The sequence below is a fragment of the Methylobacterium sp. A49B genome (assembly GCF_053346215.1).
In genome coordinates this window covers 23748-49731 of record NZ_JBKFBO010000080.1, presented here as the reverse complement: position 1 = coordinate 49731, position 25984 = coordinate 23748, and the positions used below count along the sequence as shown (strand labels likewise).

General features: G+C 72.6%; 19 protein-coding genes. 8 read left to right on the top strand and 11 right to left on the bottom strand.

Annotated elements, in window-relative coordinates; translation table 11 throughout:
• Positions 1-75: 75 nt before the first annotated feature.
• From ACLBX9_RS10050 to ACLBX9_RS10010, 9 genes are all read right to left on the bottom strand, one after another.
• Complete coding sequence (locus tag ACLBX9_RS10050) at positions 76-1479, bottom strand: amidase (RefSeq protein WP_447718833.1); 1404 nt, start codon at positions 1477-1479, stop codon at positions 76-78.
• Between the two features lie 20 nt (positions 1480-1499).
• Complete coding sequence (locus ACLBX9_RS10045; protein WP_447718832.1) at positions 1500-2420, bottom strand: DUF1028 domain-containing protein; 921 nt, start codon at positions 2418-2420, stop codon at positions 1500-1502.
• Positions 2421-2564: 144 nt separating this feature from the next.
• The gene (locus ACLBX9_RS10040) at positions 2565-3311 is read right to left on the bottom strand and encodes an ABC transporter ATP-binding protein (RefSeq protein WP_447718831.1); all 747 of its coding nucleotides are present in this window, start codon (positions 3309-3311) and stop codon (positions 2565-2567) included.
• Positions 3304-5109, bottom strand: coding sequence for a branched-chain amino acid ABC transporter ATP-binding protein/permease (locus tag ACLBX9_RS10035; RefSeq protein WP_447718830.1), 1806 nt, complete (start codon positions 5107-5109; stop codon positions 3304-3306). The genes ACLBX9_RS10040 and ACLBX9_RS10035 overlap by 8 nt, the downstream gene beginning before the upstream one ends.
• Entirely contained in the window at positions 5102-5935 is an 834-nt protein-coding gene (locus ACLBX9_RS10030; protein WP_010687361.1) for a branched-chain amino acid ABC transporter permease, read from the bottom strand. Before ACLBX9_RS10030 ends, ACLBX9_RS10035 begins: the two co-directional genes overlap by 8 nt.
• 254 nt (positions 5936-6189) lie before the next feature.
• Positions 6190-7344, bottom strand: a complete 1155-nt coding sequence (locus ACLBX9_RS10025) for a substrate-binding protein (RefSeq protein ID WP_447718829.1) — start codon at positions 7342-7344, stop codon at positions 6190-6192.
• Between the two features lie 69 nt (positions 7345-7413).
• Entirely contained in the window at positions 7414-8259 is an 846-nt protein-coding gene (locus tag ACLBX9_RS10020) for a nitrilase family protein (protein WP_447718828.1), read from the bottom strand.
• Between the two features lie 171 nt (positions 8260-8430).
• Complete coding sequence (locus ACLBX9_RS10015) at positions 8431-9057, bottom strand: ANTAR domain-containing response regulator (protein WP_010686554.1); 627 nt, start codon at positions 9055-9057, stop codon at positions 8431-8433.
• Entirely contained in the window at positions 9054-10208 is a 1155-nt protein-coding gene (locus ACLBX9_RS10010; protein ID WP_010686553.1) for a transporter substrate-binding domain-containing protein, read from the bottom strand. Before ACLBX9_RS10010 ends, ACLBX9_RS10015 begins: the two co-directional genes overlap by 4 nt.
• Before the next feature lie 750 nt (positions 10209-10958).
• On the opposite strand from ACLBX9_RS10010, the gene recD2 reads away from it, so the two are divergent.
• The 3 genes from recD2 (at position 10959) to ACLBX9_RS09995 (ending at position 16190) form a co-directional block, all read left to right on the top strand.
• Entirely contained in the window at positions 10959-13154 is a 2196-nt protein-coding gene (gene recD2 / locus ACLBX9_RS10005) for an SF1B family DNA helicase RecD2 (protein ID WP_447718838.1), read from the top strand.
• Positions 13155-13541: 387 nt separating this feature from the next.
• Positions 13542-13862, top strand: coding sequence for a DMT family transporter (locus ACLBX9_RS10000; protein ID WP_447718827.1), 321 nt, complete (start codon positions 13542-13544; stop codon positions 13860-13862).
• A 165-nt stretch (positions 13863-14027) separates the two neighbouring features.
• Positions 14028-16190, top strand: a complete 2163-nt coding sequence (locus ACLBX9_RS09995) for a molybdopterin-containing oxidoreductase family protein (protein WP_447718826.1) — start codon at positions 14028-14030, stop codon at positions 16188-16190.
• Positions 16191-16196: 6 nt separating this feature from the next.
• On the opposite strand, the gene ACLBX9_RS09990 is transcribed toward ACLBX9_RS09995, so the two are convergent.
• On the bottom strand, positions 16197-16754 hold the full coding sequence (locus tag ACLBX9_RS09990; RefSeq protein ID WP_447718825.1) for a DNA-3-methyladenine glycosylase: 558 nt from the start codon (positions 16752-16754) through the stop codon (positions 16197-16199).
• A 256-nt stretch (positions 16755-17010) separates the two neighbouring features.
• On the opposite strand from ACLBX9_RS09990, the gene ACLBX9_RS09985 reads away from it, so the two are divergent.
• The 3 genes from ACLBX9_RS09985 (at position 17011) to ACLBX9_RS09975 (ending at position 21112) form a co-directional block, all read left to right on the top strand.
• A complete protein-coding gene (locus ACLBX9_RS09985; RefSeq protein ID WP_447718824.1) occupies positions 17011-18264 on the top strand; it encodes a flavin monoamine oxidase family protein in 1254 nt (417 codons plus the stop codon).
• A gap of 5 nt (positions 18265-18269) precedes the next feature.
• Positions 18270-19307 carry a ribonuclease Z gene (locus tag ACLBX9_RS09980; RefSeq protein ID WP_447718823.1) on the top strand — a complete coding sequence of 346 codons (1038 nt, stop codon included), beginning with the start codon at positions 18270-18272 and terminating at the stop codon, positions 19305-19307.
• Positions 19308-19387: 80 nt separating this feature from the next.
• Positions 19388-21112, top strand: coding sequence for an adenylate/guanylate cyclase domain-containing protein (locus ACLBX9_RS09975; RefSeq protein ID WP_158169041.1), 1725 nt, complete (start codon positions 19388-19390; stop codon positions 21110-21112).
• Between the two features lie 123 nt (positions 21113-21235).
• Here ACLBX9_RS09975 and ACLBX9_RS09970 read toward each other — a convergent pair whose 3' ends face one another.
• Positions 21236-22465, bottom strand: a complete 1230-nt coding sequence (locus ACLBX9_RS09970) for an MFS transporter (protein ID WP_447718822.1) — start codon at positions 22463-22465, stop codon at positions 21236-21238.
• Between the two features lie 92 nt (positions 22466-22557).
• Between ACLBX9_RS09970 and gcvA the strand changes: the two genes are divergently transcribed.
• Complete coding sequence (gene gcvA, locus ACLBX9_RS09965; RefSeq protein WP_447718821.1) at positions 22558-23445, top strand: transcriptional regulator GcvA; 888 nt, start codon at positions 22558-22560, stop codon at positions 23443-23445.
• A gap of 199 nt (positions 23446-23644) precedes the next feature.
• Positions 23645-25789 carry a helicase-related protein gene (locus ACLBX9_RS09960; RefSeq protein WP_447718820.1) on the top strand — a complete coding sequence of 715 codons (2145 nt, stop codon included), beginning with the start codon at positions 23645-23647 and terminating at the stop codon, positions 25787-25789.
• Positions 25790-25984: the final 195 nt, after the last annotated feature.

Sequence of the window (25984 nt, the reverse complement as noted above, 5' to 3'; positions counted from 1 at the left end):
GCACGAACCCGGGTATTGATTGCGGACAATTGAATGGAATCGCCCCGTTCGGCGCCCCCCGACGCGCCGATCGCTTCAGCCGACCAGGGGCGGAACCCGGGACCACCAGTCGTGCGCCCGCTCATACTGGTGGGCGACGCGCAGCATCAGGGGTTCGCCGAAGGGCCGCGCGGCGATCTGCAGGCTGATCGGCAGCCCGCGCCGGTCGAACCCGCAGGGCAGCGCGATCGCCGGCAGGCCGGTGAGATTGAACGGGTAGGTGAGGCGCCAGGAAGCCGCCAGGACGCTCTCCGGCCGGCCGCCGATCGCCACGCTGGTCTCGTCCGTCCGCCACGCGGTGAGCGGGGCGGTCGGGCCGACGATCACGTCGGCTTCCGCCAGGATCGCCGCCATCTCGGCCATGATCAGCGCCCGCACCTGCTCGGCCCGCAGGTAATCCGGCCCGGTCACCAGCCGGCCCATCTCCACGAGGTCGCGGACATCCCCGGCGAAGCCCGCCACGTGGCCCAGCGCGATGCTGCGGTCGTGGTAGGCCGTCGAGGAGGCGAGCTCGATGGCGTAGATGGCCCCGAGCCCGTGGCGGAGGGCGGGCGCCGTCACGTCCCGGACGGTGCAGCCCTGACGGGCGAAGAACCGGATCGCCTCCTCGATGGCGGCGGACACCGCCCCGTCGACCGCGTCGAAGAAGTGATTGCGGATCACCGCGACCCGCAGGCCCCGGATCGGCCGGTCCAGCCCGGCCGCGTAGTCGGGGACCGGGGCCGCGCGCGAAGCGGCCGGGTCGTCCGGGTCGGGGCCGGCGAGCACCTGCAGCATCAGGGCGGCGTCGGCCACCGTTCGGGTCAGCGGCCCGGCATGGTCGAGGGACCAGGAATGCGGCACGATCCCCGACCGGCCGATCCGCCCGTAGGTCGGCTTGAGGCCGACGACGCCGCACAGGGCGGCGGGAATCCGGATCGAGCCGCCGGTATCCGAGCCGAGGGCGGCCGGACAGAGGCGCGCCGCGACCGCGGCGCCGGAGCCGCCGCTGGAGCCGCCGGGCACCCGGTCGAGGTCCCAGGGGTTGCGCGTCGGCGGCGTGACCATGCCCCAGGCGAATTCGTGCATGCGCACCTTGCCGAGGATCACCGCGCCGGCCGCCCGCAGCGTCGCCACCGCGTGGCTGTCCGCCCGCGGGAAGGTCAGGGCCTCCACCGCGGTGCCCGCCCGGGTCGGCAGGTCGGCCGTCGTGTAATTGTCCTTGATGGCGATCGGGACGCCGTGCAGCGGGCCGCGCGGGCCGCCCCGGGCGATCTCGGCATCGGCCGCGCGCGCGGCGTCGAGGGCTGCGGGCGACAGGTGCACGAAGCTCCCCAGATCGCCGTCGAGGCGCCCGATCCGGTCCAGGCAGGCACCGACGAGATCGGCGCTCGACAAGTCCCGCGCCGCGATCCGCTGCGCCAGCTCCGTGATCGGCAGCTGCCAGGGAGCATCACTCATGGGGCATCACTCACGGGGCGTCACTCATGGGGTACCCGGCGGTAGGGCAAGGTCGGATCGAAGACGACGGGCGGATGGATGTCCGCGAGGTCGAGGGTGCGCAGCCGCGCGATCTCGGCGAGGACCGGCGCGAACTGGGCCAGCAGGTACGCGACCCGCTCGGGCTCCTGGCGCAGGCCGACGACGTCGCGCAGGAGGTCGGGGGCTCCGACGGCCTCCGCGCCCGGCCGCTCGGCGGGCGGTTTGAGGAGCATCGCCACGACGTCGTCCGGAAGGGCGCCGGCCGGACCGTCCTTCCGGGGCATGCCGGCCACGAACGGCACGAGCTGGCGGCGGGCGACCAGGAGGACGCGGCGCAGCTCGGCGACGGGCTCCGCGTGCTCGTCGACCCGCAGGTCGAGGAGCGGGTAATCCTCGCCGGCGACGATCCGGAGCGAAGCCGACTGCTTGCCGCGCTTGTCGCCGCCGGCGGCGTCGCCGGCCTCCAGGGCGCGCATCAGCCGCTCGTCGAGGTCGCAGGCGGCGCCCCCCGCGAAGGCCTCCGCCATGGCGTCGATCACGCCGGGTCCGGCGAGCATGTTGCCCTGGACGGCGTAGCCGGGACCGGTGCGGTGGCCGGCCGCCGGCGTGCAGCCGGCGCCGGTCCAGGCCGCGCCGGTCCCGCGCGCGTCGACGAGGCCGAGCTGGCGCAGGTCGGGCCGGTCGTCGGTGGCGAGGGCCGCCGCCAGCGCCGCGTCGGGATCCTGCCCGCCGGCGAGCCCGTCGAGGATGCGGGCGGCGAGATAGGGGTTCACCCAGGACTGTGTGGTGACGGCGCCGATCCCGGCCCTGATGAACGGGCACAGCCCGCCCACCGCCGGGACGGCGCTCGCCACCGCGACGCCGAGCTGGCCGGTCCGCGGGCAGCGGGCGGCGATCGAGAAGGTGTTGAGTTCTCTCATGGGCTCACGGCTTCCCCCTCCCTGCTCCCGATGCGCCGCCGTCTTTGCGAGCGCAGCGAAGCAATCCAGCAGCGCCCCGTCCGGGAGCGTGGCGCGACCCTGGGTCGCTGCGCTCGCGATGACGGTGGCGGATCCGGGCCGGCCTCACACCGCCAGATGGTCGATGACGCGCGCCTGCGCGTCCGGCGCCCGCGCCGACCCGCTGTCGACGATCTCGCCGAGCTTGAGGACGGCGTAGCGGTCGGCGAGCGCCAGGGCGAAGGCGACGTGCTGCTCCACCACCAGCATGGACACGCCCGAGTCCCGCTCGGCCTGGAGCACGCCGCGCAGGCGCTCGACCATGGAGGGCTGCACGCCCTCCGAGATCTCGTCGATCAGCAGGAGGCGCGGGCGCAGCATCAGGGCGCGCCCGAGGATCAGCATCTTCTGCTCGCCCCCCGAGAGCGTGCCGGCCCGCTGGGCCAGCCGGTCCTTGAGGAAGGGGAAATGGCCGAACAGCCGCTCCAGCGCCTCCGGCAGCATCCGGTCGGAGGGCACCGCGAGGCGCAGGTTGTCGCGGATCGACAGGTCCTGGAACAGCGGCTGCTCCTGCGGCGCGTAGCCGACGCCGAGCGCGTTGAGCTTGGCGGGGGTGAGGCCGGCGAGCGCCTGGCCCGCGACGGTGATGCCGCCGCCGCGCAGGGCCACCATGCCCAGGATGGTCTTGAGCAGCGTGGTCTTGCCCATGCCGTTCTTGCCGAGCAGCGCCACGATCTCCCCCGGCCCGACCGAGAGGGACACGTCCTTCACGATCGAGACGGCGCCGTAACCGCTCGACACCCCGTCGAGGGCGAGGGCGGCCTCCGCCGGCCGTGCTGCCTCCCGTACCGCCGGCCGTGCTGCCTCAACCATGGCCGCCTCCCGCATAGATGGTCCGGACCAGCTCCGAGCCGACGACCGCTTCCACGGTGCCGTCGAGGACGAGCCGGCCCTGGTGCAGCACCACGATCCGCGACGAGATCTCGCGCACGAAGTCGAGGTCGTGCTCGACCAGCACGGCGGCGATCCGTCCCCCGGCGGTGAGCGCCTTGAGGACGGTGCCGATGGTGGTGCGCTCGGCCTTGGTCAGGCCGGCGGTGGGCTCGTCGAGCAGGATCAGCCGCGGCTCCAGCGCCACCACCATGGCGAGTTCCAGCGCCTGCTTCTGGCCGTGGGACAGGAGGCGCGTCGGCTGCGTCAGCTGGCGGTCGAGGCCGGTCATGCGCAGCACGTCGAGGGCCGGCTGCGGCAGGCCCAGCGTCTCCGCCTGCCCGACCGGGCTCAGCCCGTCATGGGACGCCCGGGCGAGCCGCAGGCAATCGGCCACCGACAGGCTCTCGAACACGCTCGCCACCTGGAACTTGCGCCCGACGCCGAGGCCGACGATGCGGTTGGGGGTCAAGCCGGTGATCGGCGTGCCGCCGACCGCGATGGCGCCCTTGAACGGCTCGGTGCCGTCGCTGAGGCAGCGCATCAGCGTGGTCTTGCCGGCGCCGTTGGGCCCGACGAGGCTGACGAGCTCGCCCGCGCGGATCTCGAGGTCGATGCCCTCCAGAACCGTCAGGGCGCCGTAGGCCTTGGCGAGGTTCTCGACCTTGAGGATGGGGGTCGCGGCGGCGGCCTGCTCCGCGGCGGCCACCCGCGCGACGAGGCGCGGCGGCGCCGGCTGCCGCCGGCCCACCGGCAGCGCCCGCCAGAGGCGGCCGACGAGGTCGGCGAGGCCGCCCGGCAGCAGGATGATGATGGCCACGAAGGCGGTGCCCAGGAGGAGCTGCCAGAGGAACGGCAGGTCGCCGGACAGGTTCGCCGCGAGGTAGTCGATCGCGATGGTGCCGAGCACCGGACCGAGCAGCGTGCCGCGGCCGCCGAGCGCGACCCAGATGACCAGCTCGGTGCCGAACAGGAAGCCGGCATTCTCGGGCGCGACCACCCCGGAGGCGTTGGCGAACAGGAAGCCCGCGAGTCCGGCAACGGCGGCGAGCGCGGCGGTCAGGCGGATCTGCAGGCGCCGCGGGTTGAGGCCGAGATAGGCGCAGCGCGCCTCGTTGTCCCGGAGCGCCACGAGGGCGCGGCCGGCATCGGCCCGGACCAGGATCCAGGCCGCCAGCGTGACCGCGATCAGGAACAGGGCCGCGAGGCGGAAATAGCCCTCGATCTCGAACGGCAGCACGTCGAAGCCGACGAGGCCGCTGCTGGAGCCGGTCCATTCGCCGCCCGAATAGATGAGCTGCACCACCACGATCGGGACGACCAGCGAGATCACCGAGGCGTAGAGCGGGGTCGAGCGGTGATAGAAGGACAGCCAGCCGACCGCGAGGCCGAGCAGCGCCGGCACCGCGAGCGCCGCCGCGACCGCCGCGGCGATCCCCAGCGGCGTCGCCCCGTAGGCGGCGAGGATCATCGCGGTGGCGTAGGCGCCGATGCCGAAGAAGGCCGCCTGCCCGAAGGTCAGGATCCCCGCGAAGCCCCAGAGCAGGTCCACCGTGACGGCCAGCACCGCGTAGATCATCGAGCGGGTCAGGACGTTGACCGCGAAGGTGTCGAGGAAGAGCGGCGCGATCCAGAGGACCAGGGCCGCCAGGGCCGCGACCACGACGGGCGCCGCTCGGGTCAGGCGTCGCCGGCGGGGTGCCGCAGCGGCGCGCTCGGCGACGGGCAGGGTCTCAAGCACGGGAGAAACCTTTCGGGCTGATCCGCAGCACGAGGGCTGCGAGCACCGCGACCGCGATGCTGCCCAGGATCGGGCTCACGAAGGTGCTGATCAGGACCTGCGCGGCCCCGAAGACCAGGCAGGCCGCCGCGAGCGCCAGGTACGAGGCGTCGGCGACCATCACCAGCATGAAGGCGCCGATCAGCCAGGAGACGCCCATGTTCGGGTCGACGCTGGTGAGCGGCGTCAGGAGGACGCCCGCGAGGCCCGCGAAGCCGGCGCCGAGCATGAACACGACGAGGCGCACGCGCCCCGTGTCGATGCCGAGGCTGCGCGCCAGGGTCTCGTTCATGATCACCGCCCGGGCCGAGAGGCCGAGCCGGGTCCGCTCGATGGTGAGCGCGAACAGCGTGCCGATCGCCAGCGCGATGCCGAGGGCGACGAGGCGGTAGGCGGAGTAGTCGACGCCGAGGATCTCGACGGTGCCGGCGTAGAGGTTCGGGGTGAGCTGGACGTCGCGGCCGAAGGCCAGGGTGATGAGCTGCCCGACCACGATGCCGAGCCCCCAGGTGGCGAGGATCGCGTCCAGCGGCCGCCGGTAGAGCGGGCGGATGATGAAGTGCTCGGCGAGGCCGCCGAGCGCCGCGCCGATGACGAAGGCCAGCGGCAGCGCCAGCCACGGATTGAGCCCGAGCCGGGCGGTCACCACCGCGCAGTAGGCGCCGACCGTCAGCCACGCCCCGTGGGCGAAGTTGATGATCTTGAGCACGCCGAAGATCGCCAGGAGGCCGATCGCGACGATGAACAGGATCGCGGCGGTGGTCAGGATGTCGAGGGTGAGCAGCATCGGGAGTTCCGGGTGCGCGGGAACGGGGACGGCACGGCAGGTGACGCTGCGCCCCCTCCCCCCTCCGCGGGGGAGGGTGGCCCCTGCGTCAGCAGGGGTCGGGAGAGGGGAGCGACGCTTCAGAAAAGGGCGCGACCTTCATGAAGGCCGGCGTTTCATCCTGCCCCGTCGTTCCCCTCTCCCGACCCCCTTCGGGGGCCACCCTCCCCCGCAGGGGGGGAGGGAGAGAAGCGGATCCCCCAGCCCCCCGCCCCTCACTGCAGCTTCGGGCACTGCGCGCCGGGATCGACGTCCTTGAAGGTGCCGGCGACCTTCACGGTGCCGTCCTTCTGGATCTGGCCGAGATACATCGTCAGCGGCGCGTGGTGCTGCTTGCTCATGGTGATCGTGCCCCGCGGCCCGGTGAAGCTCACGGTCGGGAGCGCCTCCAGCACCTTGGCGGTCTCGGTCCCGCCCGCCTTCTCGACGGCGGCCTTGTAGAGGTAGATCGCCTCGTATTCCGGCACCGAGAGGTCGTTCGGCGTGCGCAGCTCCGCGCCGAACTTCTTCTGCATCGCCGCCAGGAAGGCCTTGTTCTCGGCGCTGTCGATCCCGGTGACGTAGGAGGCCGAGAGGTAGACGCCCTCGGCATCCGCGCCCATGCTCTTGGCGGTGCCCTCGTCGAGCGCGAGGTTGGCGAAGGGCAGCGTCACCCCCGCGCCGCGCAATTGCTTGGTCAGCGTGACGTTCGGCGCGCCGCCCGCCGTCGAGGTGATCAGCGCGTCGGGCTTGGCCTCCTTCAGCTTGGAGATGATCGCCGTCCAGTCGCTGCCGTCCATCGGCAGGTATTCCTCGCCTATGACCTTGCCGCCGGTCTTCTCGACGTAGCTCCTGGCGAAGCCCAGCATGCCGCGGCCGAAGGCGTAGTCGCTGCCGATCAGGAAGTAGGTCTTGGCGCCCTGCGCCTTGAAGGCGTCCACCACCGGCGGCACCTGCTGCTCCGGCACCCAGGCGTCCACGAACAGGTTCTTGTTGCAGGAATGGCCCTCGTAGAACGAGGTGTAGATGTAGGGCACCTTCCCCTTGGTGACGGCGGGCAGCCCGGCGTTGCGGGCCGCGCTCGTCTCCATCGAGATCAGCACGTCGACCTTCTTCTGGTAGATCAGGCTGTCGAAGGCCTTCTGGGCGCCGGCCGCCCCGGAGGCGTCGTCGGCCACCTCGAGGACGAGCTTGCGGCCGAGCACGCCGCCCTTGGCGTTGATCTCCTCCACGGCGAGTTCGGCCGCCTGCACCACCGAGGGGGCGACGACGCTGTTGGCGCCCGACAGGCCGACGGGCACGCCGATGACGATCGGCTTGCCGTCGGCGGCTGGCGCGGCCGTGGCCGCGAGGGCGAGCGCCGCGGCGCCGGCGAGGGACCATTTCACCATGAACGAACTCCTGAGGACGGACTGGGGGACGGGCTTGGGTGACGGACCGGGGCGGGGGCGGATCCCGGCTCAGCCGTAGAGGTCGGTGCGGCGGTCGCGCAGGAGCGAGTTGAACGCGTTGAGGTCCTTGCGGCCGGCCTCGTCGAGGTCGACCAAGGCCGAGAGGGTCTCGGTCCCCTCCCGGCTCGCCGGGCCGGCGAGCGGCCAGCCCTTGGGACCGATGATCAGGCTCTGCCCCTCGAAGGGCTGGCCGCGCTCGATCCCGACCCGGTCGGCGCAGGCGATGAAGATGCCGTTCGAGTGGGCGGCGGCCCGGTGCAGGGTGTTGGCCATGGCGGCCTCGCCCTCGGGCTGGTCGGGCATCGGCACCCAGTTGGTCGGGATGCAGACGATCTCCGCGCCCCCGAGCGCCAGCTGGCGGAAGGTCTCGGGGAACCAGCCGTCGTAGCAGATCGCGACGCCGACCTTGCCGAGGGCGGTGTCGAAGACCGGGAAGCCGAGATCGCCCTTGGCGAAGAACACGTTCTCCTGGTCCCAGAGATGGGCCTTGCGGTAGGTGCCGAGATAGCCCTCCGGACCGACGATCACGGCGGCGTTGTAGAGGGTCTCGCCGGCGGCTTCGGCGATCCCCGCCACGATGTGCACGCCGAGTTCGGCGGCCAGCGCCGCCCAGGCCCGGGTGGTCGGGCCGTCCGGCACCGGTTCGGCCAGCGCGGCGGCCTCCGCGGCGGATTCGAACACGTAGCCGGTGCTGGCGAGTTCCGGCAGCACGATCAGCCGGCTGCCCTCCGCGGCGGCGGCGCGGACGAGATCCGACGCGCGCGCCACATTGGCGGCGACCGCGCCGATCTGCGGCTCGAACTGAATGCACGACACCCGTATCGGCGCGCGTGCGGAGGCGTTCGCTCGGATCATGCTGGTTCCAAAACGCAAAAAGCCCCTGGGCGCGAAGTTCATCCGCGAACCAGAGGCTTCAAAGCCGAGATGTGATGCAGCCTGTTTGCTGCGGGGCAGCCTTGCCCGGTCCGGCAACGATACGCCGGGCCGGACGGACCGCAAGATCATAAATGCGGCATGCTGCTGCGATCAGGTCTTTTCCGCCAGCGCGATGCGCAGGCCGAGACCGCTCATCGCCTCGTGGGCCGACACCACGCCCTCGGCGACGCTCGCCATCGGCACCCGGGCGGCCGTGGCCCGCTCCCGGAGCATCCTGTAGGCGGCTTCCTCGTCGATCCGGTTCAGCTCCACGAGCAGCCGGACCGCCTTCTCGACGGTGCGGCGGCCCTTCATGGTCTCCTCCAGCCGGTTGATCTTGCTGGTGAGCCGGCCCTCGTAGCCGCGCCGGTAGCGGGCCAGGGCGAACTGGGTCAGCACGCCCCGGGGATGGAGGGGCTTGTTGAGCACGCCGTGGGCATTCACGTCGGCGATCGCCTTCAGGGAGGTCGGGCTCTCGTAGGCCACGATGGCGATGACCGCCGGCTCGGTCGCCTCGATGGACGGCAGCAGGTGCATCACCTGCGCGTCGTCGAGCTGGATGAACAGCGTGTCGATCTCCGGCGGCAGGGCGGCGGGGGGCGGCCAGGCGAGCGAGACCGCGCAGCCGAGGCGGCGCAGCTGCTCCAGGAGCGCGGCGCCCTCCTCGTCCCGGGGATGGATGACGAGGGCGCGCGCCCGTCTCAGGTCGTCCAGGATCCTGCGGGCGGGGGCGGTCACGCGGCGAGCCCCTCCTCCAGCCAGTTCGTCTCGAAACGCGACCAGGCCAGGTAGGGATCCGGCCGCACTGGCCGGCGCGCCCGCCAGACGACATCGAACTGCCCGTCCGCGCGGGCGACGCCGATGCCGGGGGTGAGCCAGATGTGCCGCGTCTCGCCGTCGAAGGCGAGCTCGCCCTCCGGTGCCGCGAAGCGCTGCCGCAGGGCCGCCGCGCCGAGGCGCTCGGCATCGAGGGTGCCGGCCTCCGCCAGGGCGCGGGCGAAGAGGTGGACCTGGGCGTAGGCGGTCTCCGACCACATGCTGGTCGGGCGCTCGGCCCCGAACCGGGCCTGGAAGGCCGTCACGAAGCGCCGGTTCTCCTCGGACGCCAGGGCGCCGAAATACGGGGCGGCCAGCACGTGGCCGGCGCAGTGCTCGGGGCCGATCGCCCGGATCTGCCCCTCCGCCATGGTGAGGCTGGCGATCGGGCAGCGGGCGCGGTCGATCCCGGCTTCCGCGTAGGCCCGGTAAAGCCGCTCGGCGCCGCGCCCGACCACGGTGGAGAACACCGCGTCCGGCGCGGCCTGCCGGATCTCGGCCACCATGGCGGCGTGGGCCGCGTCATCCGCGTCGAGGGGCGCGTAGCGTTCGCCGACGATGGTCCCGCCCTTCGCCTCGATCAGGTCGCGCATCACCCGGTTCGACTCCCGCGGGTAGATGTAGTCGGACCCGATCACGAAGATCCGGGGACCGTGCTCCTGCAGGAGGTAGTCGGCCAGGGCGAAGACGTTCTGGTTCAGGGTCGCGCCGGTGTAGATGATGTTCTCCGAGTACTCGAAGCCCTCGTAGATCGACGGGTACCAGAGCAGGCCGTTGTGCCGCTCGACGGTCGAGAGCACCGACTTGCGGCTCGCCGAGAGCGAGCACCCGAACACCACCTCGACCCCGTCCTCGGCGAGCATGCGCCGGGCCAGGTTGCGGTAGGCGTCGTTGTCGCCGGCCGGGTCGTAGCAGACCGGTTCGATCGGGCGCCCGAGGATCCCGCCGGCGGTGTTGATCTCCTCGATGGCGAGCGCCGTGCCGAGGAAGTGCTCGGTCTCGGTGACGCCGCTCACGCCGCTGCGGGAGAACAGGACGCCGACCCGCCACGTCGCCTCATCCTTGGCCGCCATGGTCCCTCCAGGCTCGCCGCAGGCGCCCGGACGGCGACCGCGTCACCCACCGTCCTACCCGACGGACCCGCTCCGGCGGAAGCCGCCGGACGCCGCGGCGCGTCAGCGCCCCCACAGGCGGCACAGCGGTCCGGCTCGAAGGCGGACAGGGTCGCTGTCTGGAACGGGCAAGCGCGTCGTCCGGGCGCGGGGTTGTTCTTGTGCCTCCGGACGGGCATCGAGAGCAGACGCAAGGTGCCGCTCCGCACTCCTGCCACCTCTTTGACCCTTGGCAACACGCGATGGACAGGTCGCCACGGTGAGGTCATCGGGCGATCCCACCCAAACCACCTCATCCTGAGGTGCCCGCGTCAGCGGGCCTCGAAGGAGAGCTCCAGGGATCGCGGTGGCTTCTGGAGGGCTCCTTCGAGGCCTCCGCTGCGCTCCGGCACCTCAGGATGAGGAGGGCGGTTGGATAGCCGGACCCGAGGCTTCCAGGTCTCGTGGCGTGTAATGTGACCCCACCATCGCCGGCATCCCGGCCGAGGCAACAACTGCTGAATCGTCCTTCGCGGCGGAATGCGCGGGACATCGGACTGAGCGCCGGGGTTAGAATCCGGGTGCCGCGCCTCGGCCCCGAGGGGGCGCGTGACGACGGGTCGCGGCGCCGTCCCCGCCCTGGAGGCTGCCCCACCGTTGCTCCCCCTGCGGCGAGCCCCGATCTTCAAAGCCAGGATGTGCCGTCCCGGGCGCATCCGCGCCGGCCCCGGGATGAACCAGCGAGCGACGCCACAGCCCCCCGACCGCGGCCAGCCCGTCGAGGCGCTGGCCGGGACGATCGAGCGCGTCACCTTCCACAGCCCCGAGACCGGCTTCTGCGTGCTCAAGGTCCAGGCCCGCGGCAAGCGCGACCTCGTGCCGGTGATCGGGCACGCGCCGGCCATCGGGGCGGGCGAGTGGATCACCGCCACCGGCATCTGGCACACGGACCGCCAGCACGGCCTGCAGTTCAGGGCCGACACCCTCAAGGTCACGCCGCCGACCGGGATCGCCGGCATCGAGAAGTACCTCGCCTCGGGCCACATGCGCGGCATCGGCCCCGCCATGGCCAAGCGGATCGTCGCGGCCTTCGGGGAAGGCACGTTCGAGATCATCGAGGCCGATCCCGGCCGCCTCACCGAGGTCGGGGGGATCGGGCCCAAGCGCGCCGCCCGCATCGTCGCCGGCTGGGCCGAGCAGAAGGCCGTGCGCGAGATCATGCTGTTCCTGCACGCCCACGGCGTCGGGACCGCCCGGGCTGTGCGGATCTTCAAGACCTACGGCCACGAGGCCATCGCGGTCATGACCGAGGATCCCTACCGGCTGGCCAAGGACATCCGGGGCATCGGCTTCAAGACCGCGGACGCCATCGCGATGAAGCTCGGGCTCACCCGGGAGGCGCCGCAGCGCCTGCGGGCCGGGATCTCGTTCGCCCTGCAGACCGCCACCGATGCCGGTCACTGCGCCCTGCCGGTGGCCGAGCTCGTCACCCTGGCGGTCGAGTTGCTGGGCGTGGAGGCGCCCCTGATCCGCGCGGCGCTGCTCGAGGTCCTGGAGACCGGCGAGGTCGTGCAGGATAGCGTGGGCGACAAGGCCTGCATCTTCCTGGCCGGCCTGCACGCCGCCGAGCGGGCCATCGCCGAGCGGCTGCTGCAAAGGGCGCAGGGCGCGCCGCCCTGGCCGGAGATCGACCTCGACCGGGCGCTCCCCTGGGTGGCGGAGAAGACCGGCAAGACGCTCTCGCCCTCGCAGGGCGAGGCGGTCCGGCGCGTGCTCGGCGCCAAGCTCGCCGTGGTGACCGGCGGCCCGGGGGTGGGCAAGACCTCGACCCTCGACACGATCCTGCGGATCCTGCGGGCGAAGGGCGTGCGGGTGCTGCTCGCCGCCCCCACCGGCCGGGCCGCCAAGCGGATGAGCGAGCAGACAGGGCTGGAGGCCAAGACCCTCCACCGCCTGCTGGAGATCGACCCGAAGCACGGCGGCTTCTCGCGCAACGCGGAGAACCCGCTGGCCTGCGACCTGCTCGTCGTCGACGAGACCTCGATGGTCGACGTGCCGCTGATGAACGCCCTGACCAAGGCGATCCCCGACCACGCGGGCCTGCTGCTGGTCGGCGACGTCGACCAGCTGCCCTCGGTCGGGCCGGGGCAGGTGCTGGCCGACATCATCGCCTCCGGCGCCGTGCCGGTGGCGCGGCTCACGGAGGTTTTTCGGCAGGCGGCCGAGAGCCGGATCGTGGTGAACGCCCACCGGATCAATGCCGGACAGATGCCCGAACCGGCCCCGCGCGGCGCGGAGAGCGACTTCCACCTCATCGAGATCGACGAGCCCGAGACGGCCGTCGGGACCCTGGTCGAGGTGGTGACGCGGCGCATCCCGGCCCGGTTCGGCCTCGATCCGGTGCGCGACGTGCAGGTGCTCACCCCGATGCAGCGCGGGGTGCTCGGCGCGCGCAACCTCAACCACGCCCTCCAGGCGGTGCTGAACCCGGACCCGGCGATCTCGGTGGAGCGGTTCGGCTGGCGCTTCTCCCCCGGCGACCGGGTGATGGAGAGCCAGAACGACTACGACCGGGAGGTGTTCAACGGCGACCTCGGCACCGTGGCGCGCATCGACCCGGAGGACGGCGCGGTGATCGTCGAGTTCGAGGGGCGGGAGGTGATCTATCCCTACGGCGAGCTCGACACGCTGGTGCCGGCCTACGCCACGACGATCCACAAGTCGCAAGGGTCGGAATACCCGGCGGTGGTGATCCCGGTGGCGATGCAGCACTGGACCATGCTGGCGCGCAACCTCCTCTACACGGGCGTGACCCGCGGCAAGCGGCTGGTCGTGCTGCTCGGGCAGCGCAAGGCGGTGGCGGTGGCGGTCCGCGGCGGCACGATGAAGCCGCGCTGGACGAAGCTGCGGGACTGGCTGGGCGGGTGAGGAAAATTAGGCGCGGAAGGCGCCGCTTCTCCCCCTCCCCCCTCTGCGGGGGAGGGTGGCCCCTGCGTCAGCAGGGGTCGGGTCGGGACATAGTCCCGCAAGAGGGGACGCGGCTTCCGGAGAAAGCGCGGCCTTCACGCTGGGCAGGGCCTCATTCTGCACCGTCGCTCCCCTCTCCCGACCTCCTTCGGGGGCCACCCTCCCCCGCAGAGGGGGGAGGGAGGGCGCGTGGTGGATTCAGGCCGCCCATCGCCGCAAGCCGCCGGCCCACCGGCAGCCTTGAACGCCGGTCGCCGCGGCCCCAGCTAGGCCGTGCGAGGCCACGTCCTCCCTCTGCATGCGCGGAGCACAAGCCCGGGACGGCCCGGCCCTTTCAGGAGGGCCGCCATGGCCTGGATCTATCTCGTCGCCGCCGGCCTGCTGGAGGTCGCGTGGTCCTACGCGATGAAGCTGTCGGACGGCTTCACCCGCCCCTGGCCGACCGCCATCATGGTCGCCACCATGGTGGGCAGCGTCGGCCTCCTGGCCCTGTCCATGCGCACCCTTCCCCTCGGCACCGCCTACACGATCTGGACCGGCATCGGCGCGGTCGGCGCCTTCGCGGTGGGGGTGGCGGTCCTCGGCGAGCAGGCCAGTCCGGCCCGGCTGGTCGCCGCCGGCCTGATCGTCGCGGGCCTCGTCACCATGAAGCTCGCCGGCGACGCCTGACGCCTCCGAGCTGAACTATGACGCAGGGATACACTGCGTATTTTCGATCTCACCGGTGGCCAGGCGGTGAGATTGGTAATTTTTCTCCTTCTAAGGTACGCAGGTGAAGGATCAGCGATCGAAGCCCGCCGGACAAAGAGGCTTCACGCGCTCTGCGGAGGACCCATGAACGAGATCGTCAAGCCGGACTCCCTGATCGTCGCCGAGGCCGAGAGCCTGACGGAAACCTTCTTCGGGGGCTGCCCGCACGATTGCCCCGACACCTGCTCGATGCTGTTCGACGTCAAGGACGGCCAGCTCCAGGGCGTGCGCGGCAACCCGGACCACCCGATGACCCGGGGCGGCCTCTGCGTGAAGCTGAAGGACTACGAGAAGCGCCACTACCACCCGGACCGGCTGCTCTACCCGATGAAGCGGATCGGCCCGAAGGGCTCCAAGCAGTTCGAGCGGATCACCTGGGACGAGGCGCTGGACACCATCGTGTCGCGCTGGAAGGCGATCATCGACCAGTACGGGCCGCAGGCCATCGCGCCCTACAGCTACCTGGGCAACCAGGGCCTCGTGCACGGGCTGAACGGCGGCGACGCCTTCTTCAACCGCATGGGCGCCACCGTGACCGAGCGGACCTTCTGCGGCGAGGGCTCCTGCACCGCGTGGCTGCTCACCGTCGGCCCGACGGCCGGCCTCGACCCGGACAGCTACATCCACTCCAAGTACATCGTGATCTGGGCCTGCAACTCGGTCAGCACGAACCTGCACCATTGGGCCATCGTGAAGGACGCCCAGAAGAAGGGCGCCAAGGTCGTGGTGATCGACGCCTACGCGTCGCGCACCGCCAAGGCCGCCGACTGGCACATCGCGCCGAAGCCCGGCACCGACGGCGCCCTCGCCATGGCGCTGATCAATTCGATCATCGCACAGGGCCTCGTCGACCAGGACTACGTCGACAACCACACGGTCGGCTACGAGGAGCTGAAGGAGCGCGCCGCGGACCGCACCCCCGAATGGGCCGCGGAGATCACCGGCGTCTCGGCCGAGGACATCCGCAAGCTCGCCTACGAGATGGCGACCGAGCAGCCGGTGGGCATCCGCATCGGCGTGGCGCTGGAGCGCCATTACGGCGGCGGCCAGACCATCCGGGCGGTCGCCTGCATCCCTGCGCTCACCGGCGCGTGGCGCCATGTCGGCGGCGGCATCACCCAGTTCGGCGTCTGGGAGCACCCGTACAAGTTCGACGTGATCTGCCGGCCCGACCTGATCCCGGAGGGCACCCGGGTCGTCTCGAACCTGCAGATCGGCCGCGCGCTGACCGGCGAGATGCAGCTCGACCCGCCGATCATGTCCATGATGTGCTGGAACTCGAACCCGGTCACGCAGGCGCCCGAGACCGACAAGATCGTCGAAGGCCTGATGCGCGAGGACCTGTTCATGGTCTCGGCCGAGCACTTCATCTCGGACACGGCCTCCTACGCCGACATCCTGCTGCCCGCCACGATGGGCGCCGAAATGGAGGACATGATCCTCTCCTGGGGCCACCTCTACCTGACCTACAACACCAAGTGCGCCGAGGCGCCGGGCGAGGCGATCCCCAACAACGAGATCTTCCGCAGGCTCGCCGCGCGGCTCGGTTTCGAGGAGGAGAACTTCAAGTGGAGCGACGCGGAGTGCCTTGAGCACTACGTCGACTGGAACGCCCCGGCCTGCGAGGGCATCGACCTCGCCTACATGCGCGAGCACGGCTTCGCCCGCCTCAAGGTCGGCACGCCGGACGACCGGGCGCCGCATCGGGAGGGGAACTTCCCGACGCCGACCGGCAAGTGCATGCTCAAAGTCGAGGGCGCCACGAACTTCGTCGCCCCGCCGTTTCGGCAGATGTACGAGGGCTTCCAGCCGGGCGAGGCGCTCGACCCGCTGCCGGACTACCTCGGCCCGCGCGAGTCGCACACGAACGATCCCGAGCTCGCCAAGCGCTACCCGCTCAACATCGTCTCGCCCAAGAGCCACTACTTCCTGAACTCCTGCTACGCCAACATGGAGGACAAGCAGAAGGGCCAGGGCGAGCAGTTCGTGCTGATCAACCAGCACGATGCCGATGTCCGCGGCATCCGGGAGGGCGACCGGGTGAAGGTCGGCAACGACCGCGGCGCCTTCAAGGGCGTGGCGCGGATCACCGACGACGTGAAGGCCGGCATCGTGGTGGCGACGCTGGGCTACTGGCGCCAGCTCAACGAAGGGACGGTGAACAGCATCTCGTCCGGTGCCTTCACCGACATGGGCCACGCGCCGTCGTTCTCCGACAACCTCGTCGAGGTCGCCAGGGCGAATTGAGGCCGGTCACGGGCCGACCCGCCGTGCCGGCCGGCTCACGAACCGGGAGCCGGCCAGCAGGAACCGCCAGGGCGTCTCGGCGCCGCGGGTGATCCCGATCCGCCGGTCGGCCACGACCGCGGCCGACCCGGCGCGGGGCTCGAACCGGAACGGCGCCTGCGCCACGGGCGCCCGGTCCAGCGCGTCGGTGACGCCCAGCGCCTGGCAGAGCCGGCCTGGGCCGGCGCAGAGCAGCCGCGGCGCCTCCGTGCCCCGGCGCGCCGCCATGGTGGGAAGCCCCTCCGTCGGCTCGAGGGCCCGGAGCAGCACCGCGCTGCCGGGCTCGCAGACGAGGTTCAGGCACCAGTGCATGCCGTAGGAGCGGTAGACGTAGGCGTGGGCGGGGGGCCCGAACATGCTGGCGTTGCGCCGGGTCGGCCCGGCGAAGCTGTGGGAGGCCGGATCGGTCCGGTCGTAGGCCTCGGTCTCGACGATGATCCCGCCCGCCGCGCCGACGAACAGCCGGGCGCCGATCAGCTCGGCCGCCACCGCGGCGGCGTGGCGGGCGAAGAAGTATTCCAGCATCGGGCCTCCGGTTTCGGGCGGGCTACCAGATTCCGCAATCCTGCGATCCGCACCGTCGTTCCGGGGCGCCGCAGGCGAGCCCGGAACGATGCGAGCGCGGATCGCGGGGACGATTCCGCGGCCGCCGACGCTGCGTCGGCGTCATCCGGGACGGGGCAACCCGGCCCCCTCCCCTCGGGTTGGCCCCACCACACGGACACGCGCGCCGGGGAGGCGTCGGAACCTGAGCATTTCCGGGACGGTCGATGTCGCCATCGTGGGCGCGGGCGCCGCGGGCCTCGCCGCGGGGCGGCGACTGTCCGCGTGCCGGCCTGATCTGCGGATCCAGGTGCTGGAGGCGCAGGACCGCACCGGCGGGCGAGCGCACACGGTCGTGCCCGACGCCGTCGGCGCGCCCCTCGACCTCGGCTGCGGCTGGCTGCACGGCGCCGAGCGCAATCCGTGGCTCGCCATCGCCGGGGACTTCGGCTTCCACGTGGACCGCACCCCCGCTCCCTGGGACGTGCAGTACCGGGACCTCGGCTTCCCGCCCGCGGACCAGCGCGCCTACGAGGCCGCCTCGGAGGCGTTCCACGCCCGGCAGGCGGCGGCCCAGGGCGATCCCGTGGACCGGCCCCTCGGGGCGCTCCTCGAACCGGACGATCCCTGGAACGGGCTGCTCAATGCCGTCAGCACCTACGTGAGCGGCGCCGAACTCGACGACCTCTCGACCCACGACGCCGCCCGCTACCAGGTCCACGGATCGGACTGGCGGGTGACGGAGGGCTACGGCCGCCTCGTGGCGCGCTACGGCGACGGCCTGCCGGTGGCGCTCGGCACGCCGGTATCGCGGGTCGACCACGGGGCGGCCGGCCCGGTCCGGCTGGAGACCCCGCGCGGGACGCTCCGGGCCGGCGCCGTCGTGGTGACGGTCTCGACCAATGTGCTGGCCGAGGGCGCCATCCGCTTCGATCCGCCCCTGCCCGGCAAGCAGGCGGCCGCGCACGCCCTACCCCTCGGGCTCGCCAACAAGGTCTTTCTCCACCTCGTCAGGCCGGAGGAACTGCCGGCGGACGCCCACCTGATCGGCAACCCGCGCAGCGCCCGGACGGGCGCCTACCACCTGCGCCCCTTCGGCCGGCCGGTGATCGAGGGCTATCTCGGCGGCGCGCTGGCCCGGGACCTGGAGCGCGCGGGAAGCGGGGCCGCCGCCGCCTTCGCCCTCGACGAACTGGTGGCGCTGCTCGGCGCGGATTTCCGCCGCCGGGCCACGCTCCTGACCGCCACGCGCTGGGGGCAGGACAGCGCCGTGCGCGGCTCCTACGCGTATGCGAGGCCCGGCGCCGCGGATCGGCGCGCGGTCCTGGCAGCGCCCGTGGGCGAGCGGCTGTTCTTCGCCGGAGAAGCGACGTCCCCGGACGCCTTCACCACCGTGCGCGGCGCCTACGAATCCGGGCGCCGCGCGGCGGACGAGGTTCTGGCCGCGCTCGGGGAGCAGGCGGTGGGTCCGTCCCGCGGGCCGGCGCGTTGACCGGCGTGCCCCACCTCGTCCAGGCCCGCCTCGTCAACGACCCGTTCTCGGATCCCGGCGTCCATCTCGACTTCCGCCACGCGCGCCGTGCCCTGCTGTTCGATCTCGGCGACGTCGCGTCACTCTCGGCCCGCGAGCTGATGCGGGTGAGCGACGTCTTCGTGTCGCACGCCCACATGGACCATTTCGCCGGCTTCGACCGTCTGCTGCGGATCTGCCTGCATCGCCCGCTGCCCCTGCGCCTCGTCGGGCCGGAGGGGTTCATCGCCCGGGTCGCGCACCGCCTCCACGCCTACACGTGGAACCTGCTCGGGCCGCACACGCCGGATTTCCGCATCCGGGTCGAGGAGTTCGACGGCACCCGCCTCGTGCGCGCGGCGGAGTTCCGCGCCCCGGAGCAGTTCGCCGAGCGCGCGGTCGCGCCGACGGATCCCGGGCCCGGCCGGGTGCTGACCGAGGAGGAGTTCCGGATCGACGCGGTGCGACTCGATCACGGCATCCCGTCGCTTGCCTTCGCGCTGGTCGAGCCGGTGCGGGTGAATGTCTGGCAGGGGGCGCTGGAGCGGCTCGGCCTCGTGCCGGGCCCTTGGCTCGGCGCGGCCAAGCGCGCGGCGCGCCGCGGCCTGCCGCCGGAGACCGCCGTGCCGGTGGCCGAGGGCCGGACCCTGCCCCTGGGCGACCTCGTCGCGGACCTCTTCCGGGTCGGCCCGGGCCAGAAGGTCGCGTACGTCACCGACACGGCGGACACGCCGGACAACGTCGACCGGATCCGCGCCCTGGCGACCGGCGCCGACACGCTGTTCATCGAGGCCGTGTTCCGGGAAGCCGACCGGGCGGCGGCCGCGCGCACCCGGCACCTCACCGCCGCCCGCGCCGGGGCGCTGGCCCGGGACGCGGGGGTGCGGCGCGCCGTGCCGTTCCACCATTCGGCCCGCTACGCCCAGGCGCCGGAGGCGCTGACGCGGGAGTTCTGGGCCGCCTTCGCGGGCGGACACCCGAACCTGGCCGACGCGGACCGGCCTCGCGCCGCCGAGGTGAAATAAATCCGACACGGTCGAAGTCTTGCTGGTACGAGAAGCGCCAAACAGGCGGGCAAGCGGCCGATCCCAGCGGACCTCCCAGCATGATGCGGACCCTATCGATCGCGACGCTGCGCTCCGCCGAGCCGGGCGCGCGGGACCGCGCGGCCGCGCCCGCCACCCGGAGCCCCCTGAGCCTGCGGCGCCTCCGGCTGGGCAGCGGCCTGATCCTGTTCGGCTACGTGCTGACCCACTTGGTCAACCACGCCCTGGGCAACGTCTCCCTCGACGCCATGGAGGACGGCCTCGACGTCGTCACGGTTGTCTGGCTCAACCCGCTGGGCCTGACGCTGCTCTACGGCGCGCTTCTGGTCCATCTCGTGCTCGGGCTCCAGGCGCTCTACGCGGCCCGCTTCTTCCGCTGGCGGCCGTCCGAGACCCTGCAGCTGGTCTCAGGCCTGCTGATCCCGCCGCTGCTCATCAGCCACATCGTCGGGACGCGGGTCTCTTTCGCCACCGAGGGGCTCGAGAAGGGCTACGCGCAGGAACTCTACGCCTTCTGGGTGGCCGCGCCGCCGCTGGGCCTGATGCAGGTCGCCGTCCTGATCGTCGCCTGGATCCACGGCTGCATGGGCCTGCACTTCTGGCTGCGCCTGAAGCCGGCCTTCGGGCGCATGGCGCCCTGGCTGCTGGCGCTCGCCGTCCTGGTGCCGGTCCTGGCGCTGCTGGGCTTCGCGCAGGGCGGCCGGATGATCCTGGCCCTGGCGCAGGATCCGGCGTGGCGGGCCGAGGCCCTCCGGCCCGTCCATGTCGGGCTGCCCGATCAGGTGGCGCGGCTCGCCGCCATCCGGGACGGGATGCTGGGGACTTATGCGGGGCTGGTGGCGGCGGTCGTGGCGGCGCGCGGCGTGCGGACGCTGGCGGAGGTCAAGCGCGGCACGATCCGGCTGAGCTACCCCGACGGCCGGATCGTGCGGGTGCCCCGGGGCACCAGCGTGCTGGAGGCGAGCCGGCGCAACCGGATCCCCCATGCCAGCGTCTGCGGCGGCCGCGGCCGGTGCTCCACCTGCCGGATCCGCGTGACCGACGGCAGCGACGGCGCACCCAGCCCCGGCCGCACCGAGCGCTCGGTCCTGGAGCGCATCGGCGCCGGGCCGGGGGTGCGCCTCGCCTGCCAGTTCCGGCCCGAGACCGACATGGCGGTGGTGCCGCTCCTGCCGCCGCAGCCGCGGGCGCGGCAGGCGGACCTCCTCGACCGGGCCCAATCCGGCGAGGAGCGGTTCATCGTGGCGATGTTCGTCGACCTGCGCGGCTCGACCCGGCTCGCCGAGGAGCGCCTGCCCTACGACACGGTGTTCATCATCAACCGCTTCCTCGGCGCCGTGGGCGACGCCGTGCGCGAGGCGGGCGGCTCGACCAACCAGTTCCTCGGCGACGGGCTGCTCGCCCTGTTCGGCCTGGAGAGCGAGCCCGAGGCGGCGGCCCGGGACGCCCTGCGGGCGGTGGAGCGCATCGCCGAGGCGGTCGACACCCTGAACGACCTGCTGGCGGCCGACCTGGAGCACACCCTCCGGTACGGGATCGGCGTCCATGCCGGCCCGGCCATCGTAGGCGCGATGGGCGACGCCACCGACGCCCGCTTCACGGCGCTCGGCGACACCGTCAACGTCGCGTCCCGGCTGCAGGGGCTGACCAAGGCGCTGGGCTGCGTGGCGGTGGTATCGGAGGCGGTCTACCGGGCGGCGCGCGTGGCGCCGGAGGCGATCCGGGACGTCGCGGTGGACGGGCGGTCGGAGGCGGTGCGGGTCAGCGCCCTCGGGAGCGCCTGACGCCTCCGTCCTTGCGAGCGCAGCGAAGCAATCCAGGGTGGCGCCACACTGCCAATAGGTCCCGCTGCCCTGGGTCGCTTCGCTGCGCTCGCGATGACGGGTGATCCGTGCGGAGGGCGCGTGTCACGCCCGGTGCGGGTGCTCCGCCCCCAGCCGCGGCGCCAAGACCAGCATCAGCGGCACCACGGCGAGCGCCGTCCCGGCCGACGCCACCGCGGCCCAGTGCGGGCCGGCCGCGTCGCCGAGCCTTCCGTAGAGCAGCGGCGCGGCGAGGGCGCTGCCGCCGAGCGTCCAGGTGTAGAACACCGCGAAGGCCCGCTCGACGCGGCCCCCGGGGGCGAGTTCCGGCACCGTCCCGTAGAGCACCGAGGAGGTGCCGTTCAGCATCACGCCGAGCACCGGCAGAAGGATCAGCCCGGGGGCGAGCGGCAGCACGATCACCGCCAGGATCGCCAGCGCCGTCCCGGTCTCGGTGAGGATCACGGTCCGCGTCACGCCGAGACGCTCGCCGAGGCGCCCGCACACGGCCTTGCCGAGCGCGCCGCCGACGAAGACCAGCGACAGCGCGAGGCCCACGGTGGTCAGCGCCGCGCCCTTCTCCTGCAGCAGGAACGGCAGGTAGAGCAGGAAGGCCGGCCGGGCGGCGTTGTCGAGCATGCCGATGGCGACGAGGAGCCGGAAGCCCGTGGGGCTCCGCGCGCCGCCGGTGGCCCGATGGGCCACCCGCTTGGACGCTGCCGGGCCCTCGTGTGATGCCGGCTCACGCGGAAGCAACCGCCAGACCGCCAGCGCCACGACGATTCCCGCCCCGGCGATCACCCACAGCGCGTGTCGCCAGCCCGTCAGGGTCAGTAGCAGGCCGACCAGCGGCGGGACCGCCGCCTTCCCGAGATCGCCGGTGAAGTTGTAGGTGCCCAGCGGCCCCCGCGCGCCGGGACCGTAGGCCCGGGCGATCACCGCCGAGGCCAGGGGGTGCTGGGTGCTGCTGCCCGCGCCGCCGAGCAGGAGGCCGATCCCGAGCCCGACGAGGCCGCCCGAGGCCCCCGCGATCGCGTAGCCGGCCGCGCTGAGCAGCGTCCCGAGCACCAGCACGGTCCTGGCGCCCCACGCTTGAGCGAGGCGGCTCGCCGGCATCTGCAGGGCCGCCAGGGCGCCGTTGTAGAGGGAGCGCAGGAACGCCAGGGCCACGTAGTCGAGGCCGAATTCCGCCTGCCAGACCGGCAGCAGCACGTAGATCAGGTCCGTGTAGCCGTCGTGGAGGGCGTGGTTGACCCCCGCGGCCGCCAGGGTGCGCCGGGCCTCCGGCACGGGGGCCCGTTCGGACGAGGCGGTCAGATCGGACGCGACGGACATCCAGCTTCCTTCGTGGTTGCCAAGCAGCATGGCGCCCTGGTCGGTGGCTGACAAACGACTTATGCTGACGCTCGCGTGAGGAAACCTGACCCGTGCACCGCCGCCTGCCGCCGCTCAACGCCCTGAAGGCCTTCGAGGCGGCGGCCCGGCACGGCAGCTTCACCCGAGCGGCGGACGAGCTGCGGGTCACCCACGGCGCGGTGAGCCGGCACGTGCAGATGCTGGAGGCGTGGCTCGGCCTGCCGCTCTTCGCGCGCCACAACCGGCGCGTGGCCCTCACCGAGGCGGGGGCGGCCTACGCCACCGACATCGGCGCCGCCCTCGACCGGATCGCCCTGGCCACCGCCCGGCAGGCCGAGCGCGGGCGGCCGCGCCTGCTCCACGTGAACGCGCTGGCCACCTTCACCCTGCGCTGGCTGATCCCGCGCCTGTCCGGATTCCAGGTGGCCAACCCGGCGATCGAGGTACGGCTGACCACCTCGAACGTGCCCCTGGCACGCTTGGCGGAGCCGTTCGACGTGGCGATCCGGGGCGGTCCGGACAGCCGTCCGGGCCACATCGCGCAGGCCTTCCTGTCCGAGCGGCGCATTCCCGTATGCAGCCCGGCGCTGCTGCAGCGCCTGCCGCTCGCGCGGCCGGAGGATCTTCGCCGGCACACGCTGCTGCACGCCGCGACGCTCCAGCGGGTCTGGCCGGACTGGCTGCGGGAAGCCGGCGTGCCCGACCTGACGCCGCAGGCCTCGGTGACGCTGGAGCACTTCTACCTGACGCTCCAGGCCGCCCTCGACGGGCTCGGCGTCGCCATGGGCCCCGAGCGGCTGATCGCCGACGACGTGGCCGCCGGCCGCCTCACTCTGCCCTTCGCCGGCCCGTCCCTGCCGGCGCGGAGCTACTACACCTACGTCCCCGAGCCGCGTGCGGAGGATCCGGCGGTGCGGGCCTTCTGCGGCTGGCTCGCCGCGGCGGCGCAGCGGCCGTGAGATCCCGTCCTTGCGCGCGCAGCGAAGCAATCCAGGGCAGCGCGACATCTGTCAGCGTGGCGCGACGCTGGGTTGCTTCGCCGCGCTCGCAAGGACGGTTCGGAGTGGCGCCCGGGCGCGGTCCGGCGCATGGATCGGATCCGGAACGCGCCCGACACAGTCCGGGTTGGCGTGAGACGCTTCTGCCGAAGGTGACCGCATGGCGCGCAAGCGTCTCCGCCCGACGATCGAGAGCCTGATCGACTCCCTCGGCCGCCTCGGCCTCGCGCCGGACGCGGTCGACCTCGACCGGCTGCTCGCCCAGCTCGAACTGCCCGATTACGGCGCCGAGGTGGAGGACGACCGCGTCGCCCGGGCGCTCCGCGAGATGCAGGCGGCTCGGGCCTTCGCGGAGACCGGCATCCCGGCGATCCGGAAGGCGATCCCCAATCTCCGGGCCGTGGTCACAAAGGACCACCGCATCACCTGGCTGATCCGCACCGAGATCCCGCTCCTCGACAACGGCCGCCTGGACCTGCGCCTCGACATCGCCCCCGAGCCGGAGGCGGCCGAGATCCTGGCCCGCATGGCCGCCCGGAACGACCCGGCCCACCGCCTGGACGCCTTGCGCGAGGCGGTGGCGCGCACCGCGCTCCAGGCCACCCGCGCCCTGCACAAGCCGGTCGACCGGCTGCGGGCGCAGCTCCTCGTCGACCTGCGCGAGGTCGGGGCGGACGCCGCCGCCTACATCGCCCACATGGACCGGTCGCTCCGGTCCCGGGTCTTCACCTACGGCCCGAAGCTCGCCCGCGGCCTCAACGACACGCTGACCCCCGTGCGCCGCCACGCCAAGGCGGTGGCGCGCGAGGGCTCGCGCCTGCGCCGCCTGCGCGATCAGGTCGGCTTCGGGGCCTATATCGAGCGGTTCACCGCCGCCCGGCGCCTCAACCGGACAATCCTGTTCCACATGGGGCCGACCAATTCCGGCAAGACCTACGCGGCGCTCCAGCACCTGACGGCGGCCGAGACCGGAGCCTACCTCGCGCCGCTCCGGCTGCTGGCGCTGGAGAACTACGAGACCCTGCGCGAGCGGGGCCTGCGCGCCGGCATGATCACCGGCGAGGAGGTGCTGGGCGAGGCGAACCCAACCCACACCGCCCGCACCATCGAGACCGCCGACCTGACCCGGCCGATCGACGTGGCGGTGATCGACGAGATCCAGATGCTGTCGGACCCCGACCGCGGCTGGGCCTGGACCAACGCGCTGTTCGGCGTCGCCGCCAGGACCGTGATCGTCTGCGGCTCCGACGACGCGCTCTCGTATGTCCGCCGCGCCGCCGAGGCCGCCAACGAGTCCCTGGAGGTGATAACCTTCACCCGCAAGTCGCCGCTCCTGCTGCTGGAGGAGCCGGTGCCGCTGGAGAAGGTCGAGGCCGGCGACGCGGTCGTGGCCTTCTCCCGCCGGGCCGTGCACGAGAACCGCGAGATCCTCGTCGCCCGCGGCCACCGGGTGGCGACGATCTACGGCGCCCTGTCGCCGGAGGTCCGCCGGGCCGAGGCCGCGCGCTTCCGCTCCGGCGAGGCCAACGTGCTGGTCACCACCGACGCGATCGGCATGGGGCTGAACCTCGGGCCTCTGAAGCGGATCGTGTTCTCGGCGGTGCGCAAGTGGGACGGCACCGCCGAGCGGGCGCTGACCCATTCCGAGATCCGGCAGATCGCCGGCCGGGCCGGCCGCTACGGCCACCAGGATGTCGGCTACGTGGCGGCGACCGACCCGTACGCCGCCGAGCCGATCCGCACCGCCCTCTCGGGCGCGCCGACGGCGCCGGCGGCCGACACGCGCTTCTTCGTCCGCCCGGATCTCGGGGCGATCCGCTCGGTGGCCGAGGAGATGCGCACGCACAGCCTGCACGAGGTGCTGACCCACTTCGCCCGGGCGACCTTCTACGCCGGCTCGCCGTTCCAGCCCTCGGCCCTGGAGGAGGTGCTCGACGTCGCCCGGATCGTCGACCGGGCGCGGCTGCCGATCGAGGAGAAGTTCGCCTTCTCGGTCTGCCCGATCGACCGACGCGACGAGATCGCCATGGGCCTCCTGGAGCGCTGGTGCCAGGCCAGGGCCACCGGCCTCACGGTCCCGGCGCTGCGGGGCAACCTCGCGGGCGAACTCGACTACCAGGAGCGGACCGTGAAGCTCGCCAGCGCCTATCTGTGGCTGTCGCGGCGCTTCCCCGAGACCTTCGACGACGTCGACGCCATCCGCCACATGCGCGGCCGCGCCAACGACGCCATCGAGCAGCACCTGCGCGAGACCGCGACCCGCAAGGCGGAGCGGCGAAGCCGCCGGACGAGCGGGGCGCGGTGAGACGCAGCATCCGGGCATGAAAAAGCCCGCCGCGCTTCAGGACGCGGCGGGCTTTGTAATGTGATGGCGAGATGATGTTGGTTGCTGGGACCAGCAACACCCGATCTCGGCGTGATCCGACGATTCGTTCCGTGCACAGATCGTTGGCCATGAGGGAATGCCACGCCCTACTCTCGCGCCTGATCGAAGGAGTTA

Bases quoted from the DNA above. Each gene is read 5' to 3' on its own strand.
- ACLBX9_RS10050 (WP_447718833.1), bottom strand. From the start codon at position 1,479: ATGAGTGATGCTCCCTGGCAGCTGCCGATCACGGAGCTGGCGCAGCGG.
- ACLBX9_RS10045 (WP_447718832.1), bottom strand. From the start codon at position 2,420: ATGAGAGAACTCAACACCTTCTCGATCGCCGCCCGCTGCCCGCGGACC.
- ACLBX9_RS10040 (WP_447718831.1), bottom strand. From the start codon at position 3,311: ATGGTTGAGGCAGCACGGCCGGCGGTACGGGAGGCAGCACGGCCGGCG.
- ACLBX9_RS10030 (WP_010687361.1), bottom strand. From the start codon at position 5,935: ATGCTGCTCACCCTCGACATCCTGACCACCGCCGCGATCCTGTTCATC.
- ACLBX9_RS10025 (WP_447718829.1), bottom strand. From the start codon at position 7,344: ATGGTGAAATGGTCCCTCGCCGGCGCCGCGGCGCTCGCCCTCGCGGCC.
- ACLBX9_RS10020 (WP_447718828.1), bottom strand. From the start codon at position 8,259: ATGATCCGAGCGAACGCCTCCGCACGCGCGCCGATACGGGTGTCGTGC.
- ACLBX9_RS10010 (WP_010686553.1), bottom strand. From the start codon at position 10,208: ATGGCGGCCAAGGATGAGGCGACGTGGCGGGTCGGCGTCCTGTTCTCC.
- recD2 (WP_447718838.1), top strand. From the start codon at position 10,959: ATGAACCAGCGAGCGACGCCACAGCCCCCCGACCGCGGCCAGCCCGTC.
- ACLBX9_RS10000 (WP_447718827.1), top strand. From the start codon at position 13,542: ATGGCCTGGATCTATCTCGTCGCCGCCGGCCTGCTGGAGGTCGCGTGG.
- ACLBX9_RS09995 (WP_447718826.1), top strand. From the start codon at position 14,028: ATGAACGAGATCGTCAAGCCGGACTCCCTGATCGTCGCCGAGGCCGAG.
- ACLBX9_RS09990 (WP_447718825.1), bottom strand. From the start codon at position 16,754: ATGCTGGAATACTTCTTCGCCCGCCACGCCGCCGCGGTGGCGGCCGAG.
- ACLBX9_RS09975 (WP_158169041.1), top strand. From the start codon at position 19,388: ATGATGCGGACCCTATCGATCGCGACGCTGCGCTCCGCCGAGCCGGGC.
- ACLBX9_RS09970 (WP_447718822.1), bottom strand. From the start codon at position 22,465: ATGTCCGTCGCGTCCGATCTGACCGCCTCGTCCGAACGGGCCCCCGTG.
- ACLBX9_RS09960 (WP_447718820.1), top strand. From the start codon at position 23,645: ATGGCGCGCAAGCGTCTCCGCCCGACGATCGAGAGCCTGATCGACTCC.